The following is a 6,361-nucleotide window of genomic DNA, read 5'->3' on the forward strand; positions in this document are numbered from 1 at the left end:
CCGGGTCGCCGATGATGCACGACTTCTCGCTGACCGACAAATACGTGGTGATCTACGACCTGCCGGTGACATTCGACCCGGTACAGGTGATGCCCGCGTCGGTGCCGCGCTGGCTGCAACTGCCTGCCCGGCTGGTGGTGCAGTCGGTGCTCGGACGCGTCCGGATCCCCAGCCCGATCGCCGCGAGGGCCAACCGGGACAGGCGCCGCTCGTCCGGTCTCCCATATGCCTGGAACAACGACTATCCGGCGCGCGTCGGCGTGATGCCTCGCGATGCCGGCGCTAATAACGCCGGCAAGGCCTCAGTCCGCTGGTTCGACATCGAGCCGTGCTACGTCTACCACCCGCTCAACGCCTACTCGGAAATCCGTGAGGGGGCCCGCGGTACTGAAGAGGTGCTGGTGCTCGACGTGGTGCGCTACTCGCGGATGTTCGACCGTGACCGGCGCGGTCCCGGCGAGAGCCTGCCCTCCCTGGACCGGTGGACCATCAACCTGGCGACCGGCGCGGTGAGCACCGAATGCCGCGACGATCGGCCCCAGGAATTTCCTCGAATCAACGAGAACCTAACCGGCGCACGGCACCGGTTCGGCTACACCGTCGGCATCGACGGAGGGTTCGCCGCCGCGGGTGGCCCGGATTTGGTGTCGTCGCTGTACAAGCACGACTACGCCACCGGGTCCACAACGGTCGCCGCACTCGATCCCGATTTGCTGCTGGGTGAAGTGTGCTTCGTGCCGAACCCGTCGGCCGGAGCGGCCGGCCCTGAAGACTCCGAAGACGACGGGATCCTCATGGGCTACGGCTCTCACCGCAGCCGAGACGAAGGCCAGTTGTTGCTGGTGGATGCCCAAACGCTCGAGACGGTGGCGACCGTGCACCTGCCGCAGCGGGTACCGATGGGCTTTCACGGCAACTGGGCGGCTTCTGCCTAAAGGCCGCAACAAAGCCCGGGCAGGATCGTTATCTGTGCAACCCTGATGTCGCGCCGCCGGCGTGCGCTACAGTGACTCAAGCCACACAAAGGGGCAGGTGGCGGTATGCGCGTCGACGGAAGGATTCCCTATGGGCATCGCTATCGAGGTCAATGGACTCACCAAGTCCTTCGGGTCCTCGAGGATTTTTGAAGACGTGACGTTGGAAGTCCCCGCTGGGGAGGTCAGCGTCCTGTTGGGGCCGTCGGGTACCGGCAAATCGGTCTTCCTGAAGTCCCTCATCGGTCTGCTGCGGCCCGAACGTGGCTCCATTGTCATCGACGGCACCGACATCATCGAATGTTCGGCCAAGGAGCTCTACGAGATCCGCACGCTATTCGGTGTCATGTTCCAGGACGGCGCACTGTTCGGCTCGATGAACCTCTTCGACAACACCGCGTTCCCGCTGCGTGAGCACACCAAGAAAAAGGAAAGCGAGATCCGTGACGTCGTCATGGAGAAGCTGGACATGGTCGGGCTTGGTGGAGACGAGAAGAAGTTCCCCGGCGAGATCTCCGGCGGTATGCGCAAACGTGCCGGCCTGGCACGCTCGTTGGTGCTCGACCCGAAGATCATTCTCTGCGACGAGCCCGACTCGGGTCTGGACCCGGTCCGTACCGCCTACCTGAGTCAGCTGATCCTCGACATCAACGCCCAGATCGACGCGACCATCCTCATCGTGACGCACAACATCAACATCGCCCGCACCGTGCCGGACAACATGGGCATGTTGTTCCGCCGGCACCTGGTCATGTTCGGCCCCCGCGAGGTGCTACTGACCAGCGACGAGCCAGTGGTGCGGCAATTCCTCAACGGCCGCCGCATCGGGCCGATCGGCATGTCCGAGGAAAAGGACGAGGCGACCATGGCCGAAGAGCAGGCCGCGCTCGATGCGGGTCAGCACGCCGGCGGTGTCGAGGAAATCGAGGGCGTGCCGCCGCAGATCGTCGCGTCGCCGGGCATGCCGGAGCGCAAAGCGGTGGCCCGGCGCCAGGCGCGGGTGCGGGCGATGTTGCACACGCTGCCAAAGACTGCGCAGGCGGCGATCCTCGACGATCTGGAGGGCACGCACAAGTACGCTGCGAACGAGTTCGGCGGGTAGGACCATGCTGCCCACAGAAGGGAATTTGTTCGCAAGTTTCACGATAACTTGACGTGTCTGCCCTTGACTGACGGGCGCAAACGGGTCAATCTGTTGGGCAGTATGTGTCCTGTCCGTCGAGGGGGAACTCGAGAATCGCCAGCCAGCGTCCACCTAGTGTCAAGGCCCCCTGGATAGGTTGTTGAGGAATGCGCGCGTCTGCGCTATTGTTGGACGTTGCGCTGGCTACTTCCTGCCCACCTCACCCGCCACTTGACACCGTGGTCTTTGCCTGAGCCCCCTTTTTGGCTCAGCTGTTTAGTTGCGCGCGTGGGATACGGGCAGATCGTCCGCCGGCCGAGTTAACACAATTGTCGCGGCGAACAGGCCCGGTGGCCCCGGTTCTCGTGAGTCGCACGAGGTGCTGGAAGGATGCATCTTGGCAGATCGCCAGAGCAAGACGGATCGCCCACAAAGTTCTTCTAACAACTCCGTACCCGGAGCGCCCAACCGAATTTCCTTCGCCAAGCTTCGTGAACCACTTGAGGTTCCGGGGCTTCTTGACGTGCAGACCGACTCGTTCGAATGGCTGATCGGTTCGCCCGGCTGGCGCGAGCGCGCGGTGGAGCGCGGAGAGGTCACCCCCAAGGGCGGCCTTGAAGAGGTGCTCGACGAGTTGTCGCCGATCGAGGACTTTTCCGGCTCGATGTCGCTGTCGTTCTCCGACCCGCGGTTCGACGAGGTCAAGGCGCCGGTCGACGAGTGCAAAGACAAGGACATGACGTACGCGGCCCCGCTGTTCGTCACGGCCGAGTTCATCAACAACAACACCGGTGAGATCAAGAGCCAGACGGTGTTCATGGGTGATTTCCCGATGATGACCGAGAAGGGCACCTTCATCATCAACGGGACCGAGCGTGTGGTGGTCAGCCAGCTGGTGCGCTCCCCGGGTGTGTACTTCGACGAGAGCATCGACAAGTCCACCGAGAAGCTGCTGCACAGCGTCAAGGTGATCCCGAGCCGCGGCGCGTGGCTCGAGTTCGACGTCGACAAGCGCGACACCGTCGGTGTCCGCATCGACCGCAAGCGCCGCCAGCCCGTCACTGTGCTGCTCAAGGCGCTGGGCTGGACCAACGAGCAGATCCACGAGCGGTTCGGCTTCTCCGAGATCATGATGTCGACGCTGGAGAAGGACAACACCGCCGGCACCGATGAGGCGCTGCTGGACATCTACCGCAAGCTGCGCCCGGGCGAGCCGCCGACCAAGGAGTCCGCGCAGACGCTACTGGAGAACCTGTTCTTCAAAGAGAAGCGTTACGACCTGGCCCGGGTGGGCCGGTACAAGGTCAACAAGAAGCTCGGCCTGCACGCGGGTGAGCCGATCACGAGCTCGACGCTGACCGAAGAGGACGTCGTCGCCACCATCGAGTACCTGGTGCGCCTGCACGAGGGCCAGCCCACGATGACCGTCCCCGGCGGCGTCGAGGTGCCGGTGGAAACCGACGACATCGACCACTTCGGCAACCGCCGCCTGCGCACCGTCGGCGAGCTGATCCAGAACCAGATCCGGGTCGGCATGTCGCGGATGGAGCGCGTGGTCCGCGAGCGGATGACCACTCAGGACGTCGAGGCGATCACGCCCCAGACGCTGATCAACATCCGGCCCGTCGTCGCCGCGATCAAGGAGTTCTTCGGCACCAGCCAGCTCTCGCAGTTCATGGACCAGAACAACCCCCTGTCGGGGCTGACCCACAAGCGCCGGCTGTCGGCGCTGGGGCCGGGCGGTCTGTCACGTGAGCGCGCCGGGCTAGAGGTCCGTGACGTGCACCCGTCGCACTACGGCCGGATGTGCCCGATCGAGACCCCAGAGGGTCCGAACATCGGTCTGATCGGCTCGCTGTCGGTGTACGCGCGGGTCAACCCGTTCGGGTTCATCGAGACGCCCTACCGCAAGGTCGTCGACGGGGTGGTTTCCGACGAGATCCACTACCTGACCGCCGACGAGGAGGACCGCCACGTCGTGGCGCAGGCCAACTCGCCGATCGATGGCGACGGCCGGTTCGTCGAGCCACGCGTCCTGGTCCGCCGCAAGGCGGGCGAGGTCGAGTACGTGCCGTCGTCCGAGGTGGACTACATGGACGTCTCGCCGCGCCAGATGGTGTCGGTGGCCACCGCCATGATCCCGTTCCTCGAGCACGACGACGCCAACCGGGCCCTGATGGGTGCCAACATGCAGCGCCAGGCGGTTCCGCTGGTGCGCAGCGAGGCGCCGCTGGTGGGTACCGGCATGGAGCTGCGTGCCGCGATCGACGCCGGCGACGTCGTCGTCGCCGAGGAGACCGGCGTCATCGAGGAGGTGTCGGCCGACTACATCACCGTGATGCACGACAGCGGCACCCGGCGCACCTATCGGATGCGCAAGTTCGCCCGCTCCAACCACGGCACCTGCGCCAACCAGTCCCCGATCGTCGACGCGGGAGACCGCGTCGAGGCCGGCCAGGTGATCGCCGACGGTCCCTGCACCGAGAACGGCGAGATGGCGCTGGGCAAGAACCTGCTCGTGGCGATCATGCCGTGGGAGGGCCACAACTACGAGGACGCGATCATCCTCTCCAACCGTCTGGTTGAGGAGGACGTGCTCACCTCGATCCACATCGAGGAGCACGAGATCGACGCCCGCGACACCAAACTGGGCGCCGAGGAGATCACCCGGGACATTCCGAACGTCTCCGATGAGGTGCTCGCCGACCTGGACGAGCGTGGCATCGTGCGCATCGGTGCCGAGGTCCGCGACGGCGACATCCTGGTCGGCAAAGTGACCCCGAAGGGGGAGACCGAGCTGACCCCGGAAGAGCGGCTGCTGCGTGCGATCTTCGGCGAGAAGGCCCGTGAGGTCCGCGACACCTCGCTGAAGGTGCCGCACGGGGAGTCCGGCAAGGTGATCGGCATCCGGGTGTTCTCCCGCGAGGACGACGACGAACTGCCCGCCGGCGTCAACGAGCTGGTCCGGGTCTACGTGGCCCAGAAGCGCAAGATCTCCGACGGCGACAAGCTGGCCGGACGGCACGGCAACAAGGGCGTCATCGGCAAGATCCTGCCGGCCGAGGACATGCCGTTCCTGCCGGACGGCACCCCGGTGGACATCATCCTGAACACCCACGGTGTGCCGCGACGGATGAACATCGGCCAGATCCTGGAGACCCATTTGGGCTGGGTGGCCAAGTCCGGCTGGAACATCAATGTTTCAGAGGGGGTGCCCTCCTGGGCGGCCAACCTGCCCAAGGAGCTGCAGAGTGCCGAGCCGGACGGCATCGTGTCGACGCCGGTGTTCGACGGTGCCAAGGAGGAGGAGCTGCAGGGCCTGCTGTCCTGCACGCTGCCCAACCGCGACGGCGAGGTGATGGTCGACGGCGACGGCAAGGCCGTGCTGTTCGACGGCCGCAGCGGTGAGCCGTTCCCGTATCCGGTGACCGTTGGCTACATGTACATCATGAAGCTGCACCACCTGGTGGACGACAAGATCCACGCCCGCTCCACCGGCCCGTACTCGATGATCACCCAGCAGCCGCTGGGCGGTAAGGCGCAGTTCGGTGGCCAGCGGTTCGGCGAGATGGAGTGCTGGGCCATGCAGGCCTACGGCGCGGCGTACACGCTGCAGGAGCTGTTGACCATCAAGTCCGACGACACCGTCGGCCGGGTCAAGGTGTACGAGGCGATCGTCAAGGGCGAGAACATCCCCGAGCCCGGCATTCCCGAGTCGTTCAAGGTGCTGCTCAAGGAGCTGCAGTCGCTGTGCCTCAACGTCGAGGTGCTCTCGTCCGACGGCGCGGCCATCGAGCTGCGCGAAGGCGAGGACGAGGACCTGGAGCGCGCTGCGGCAAACCTGGGAATCAACTTGTCGCGCAACGAATCTGCGTCCGTCGAAGATCTTGCTTGATCGTTCGCGAACCGGTCCTTATTTTTACAAACCCGCAAGGGGAAAGGGAGTTACGTGCTCGACGTCAACTTCTTCGATGAACTCCGTATCGGCCTGGCCACCGCGGAGGACATCCGGCAATGGTCTTACGGCGAGGTCAAGAAGCCGGAGACAATCAACTACCGCACGCTGAAGCCCGAGAAGGACGGCCTGTTCTGCGAGAAGATCTTCGGACCGACTCGCGACTGGGAGTGCTACTGCGGCAAGTACAAGCGGGTCCGGTTCAAGGGCATCATCTGCGAGCGCTGCGGCGTCGAGGTCACCAGGGCCAAGGTGGTCGGGGCAGGGGTGAATTCAGGGTGGTGGATCATGAAACAAGATCACCGCGGC

4 protein-coding genes are annotated in these 6,361 nt (G+C 64.7%); all 4 read left to right on the forward strand.

What is annotated here, in order from left to right:
• The coding region (locus ACLP9N_RS17510) for a carotenoid oxygenase family protein (RefSeq protein ID WP_442408610.1) at positions 1–935 on the forward strand (935 nt) is incomplete at its 5' end.
• A gap of 130 nt (positions 936–1,065) precedes the next feature.
• Positions 1,066–2,076 (forward strand): ABC transporter ATP-binding protein, encoded by a 1,011-nt coding sequence (locus ACLP9N_RS17515; RefSeq protein ID WP_442408611.1) that lies wholly within the window; start codon positions 1,066–1,068, stop codon positions 2,074–2,076.
• A gap of 418 nt (positions 2,077–2,494) precedes the next feature.
• Positions 2,495–5,992: a DNA-directed RNA polymerase subunit beta gene (gene rpoB, locus ACLP9N_RS17520; RefSeq protein ID WP_442408612.1), complete on the forward strand. Its 3,498-nt coding sequence runs from the start codon at positions 2,495–2,497 to the stop codon at positions 5,990–5,992.
• 54 nt (positions 5,993–6,046) lie between these two features.
• A partial coding sequence (locus ACLP9N_RS17525; protein ID WP_442408613.1) for a hypothetical protein occupies positions 6,047–6,361 on the forward strand: 315 nt, incomplete at its 3' end.

The organism is Mycobacterium sp. (genome assembly GCF_052144515.1).
Lineage (GTDB): Bacteria > Actinomycetota > Actinomycetes > Mycobacteriales > Mycobacteriaceae > Mycobacterium.

What these genes read in the sequence shown, in the direction of transcription:
- ACLP9N_RS17515 (WP_442408611.1), top strand. Translation starts at nt 1,066, where the DNA reads ATGGGCATCGCTATCGAGGTCAATGGACTCACCAAGTCCTTCGGGTCC.